The sequence below is a fragment of the Herbaspirillum chlorophenolicum genome, assembly GCF_001189955.1.
GTDB lineage: Bacteria > Pseudomonadota > Gammaproteobacteria > Burkholderiales > Burkholderiaceae_D > Herbaspirillum > Herbaspirillum chlorophenolicum.
The window spans coordinates 1-1,643 of the sequence record NZ_LFLT01000136.1; the positions used below are offsets into that span (position 1 = coordinate 1).

General features: G+C 56.2%; 3 protein-coding genes. All 3 read left to right on the forward strand.

Annotated features, from left to right (window positions below; genetic code table 11):
- Positions 1 to 92 precede the first annotated feature (92 nt).
- Complete coding sequence (locus tag AKL28_RS23515) at positions 93 to 1,055, forward strand: site-specific integrase (RefSeq protein WP_050470696.1); 963 nt, start codon at positions 93 to 95, stop codon at positions 1,053 to 1,055.
- A 119-nt stretch (positions 1,056 to 1,174) separates the two neighbouring features.
- Positions 1,175 to 1,510 carry an ArsR/SmtB family transcription factor gene (locus AKL28_RS23520; RefSeq protein WP_050470697.1) on the forward strand — a complete coding sequence of 112 codons (336 nt, stop codon included), beginning with the start codon at positions 1,175 to 1,177 and terminating at the stop codon, positions 1,508 to 1,510.
- 42 nt (positions 1,511 to 1,552) lie between these two features.
- Positions 1,553 to 1,643, forward strand: a 91-nt coding sequence (locus AKL28_RS24220; protein WP_462491137.1) for an arsenate reductase/protein-tyrosine-phosphatase family protein, incomplete at its 3' end; no start/stop codon positions are given.

Consider the following 1,643-nt stretch of genomic DNA (forward strand, 5'->3'; position numbering starts at 1 on the left):
AAATATTGATTCGTTATCTCTCCTGATGGGCTAAAATCAACCTCACTCAGCCCCGGCCACCTGTAATGCCGCCTTTTTGAACTTCAAGCACCATGATCCAGATTGACGACTACTTGCGCGCCGCCACCCGGGATAACACCCGCAAAAGCTACCGCGCCGCAGTGAACCATTTCGAGATCGAATGGGGTGGCTTCTTGCCGGCCACCGCCGATAGCATTGTGCGGTACCTGGCCGCCTATGCTGGCGTGCTGGCGCACAACACCCTGAAGCAGCGTATCTCTGCCCTGGGTCAATGGCATGTCGACCAAGGCTTCCCGGATCCGACCAAAATGCCCGTGGTGCGCAAGATGCTGCGCGGCATCCAGGAGCTGCACCCAGCACAAGAAAAGCGGGCCAAACCACTACAGCTTGAGGCGCTTGAGCAGACTTGCGCCTGGCTGGAACAGCAGCGCGAACAGGCCCGGCAACAGGGGCGTTTTGGCGATCTGCTTCGCCATACCCGCGACAAGGCGCTACTGCTCATTGGATTCTGGCGTGGATTTCGCAGCGACGAGCTTGCCAGGCTGGAGATTGATCGCATTGAGGCGGTCGCCGGCGAAGGCATGACCATTTACTTGCCGCGCACAAAGACCGACCGAAGCCTCAAGGGCACCACCTACAAAACGCCGGCGTTATCGAAGCTGTGCCCGGTGGCAGCCTACCTAGACTGGCTGGCTGTCAGCGGCCTGAAATCGGGCGCCGTCATCAGGGGCATTGACCGCTGGGGCACGATTAGCGAAGGTGCCGTCAATGCGGCCAGCATTATTCCGTTGTTTCGCCGGATCTTAAAATCTGCCGGAGTCACGGACGTCCACCTTTATAGTTCGCACTCATTACGCCGAGGCTTTGCCAGCTGGGCCAGTGCTAATGGATGGGAGATGCAGGCGCTGATGGAATACGTGGGGTGGAAGAACATCAGCTCTGCTTCGCGCTATGTGGATTCGCCTGATCCTTACCACCGTGAAATGCTGGAGCGTCTTGTGTCAAAGATGCCGCCAACTCTTGAGCAACCCTAAGTGACGCTTTTTCGCTGCACGTCCGAAATCTTGCGTCATCTCAGCTGGCTCTCACTTGTTTTTTCGCATTATTTCAATAATAATTGAATTATTGATATATTGAATTGAGGGCTGCGAATATGGAAACGAAATCCGTAATTACTGCATTAGCAGCGCTGGCTCAAGAGTCGCGCCTAGCCATCTTCCGCTTTCTGGTTCAGGTCGGACCAGAGGGCAGCGCTGCCAGCAAGATCGGAGACGCCCTAGGCATCGCTCCATCCTCTCTGTCGTTTCACATGAAAGAGCTGTCGCATGCCGGTCTGGTGACTTCGCACCAGGAGGGGCGCTTCGTCATCTATGCCGCCAATTACACCGCCATGAACGATGTTCTAGGGTTCCTCACCGAGAACTGCTGCGGTGGCAACGTGTGCTCGCCGGTGAATGCATGCTGCGAGCCAACCGCTACTGCCGAATGATCAATGCCTGGAACCGCCAGGCCTTCACACCAAGGAGTCACCATGTCCACTAGCCAACAGAAGACCTACAACGTTCTTTTCCTCTGCACCGGTAACTCGGCCCGTAGCATCATGGCCGAAGCATTGCTCAACA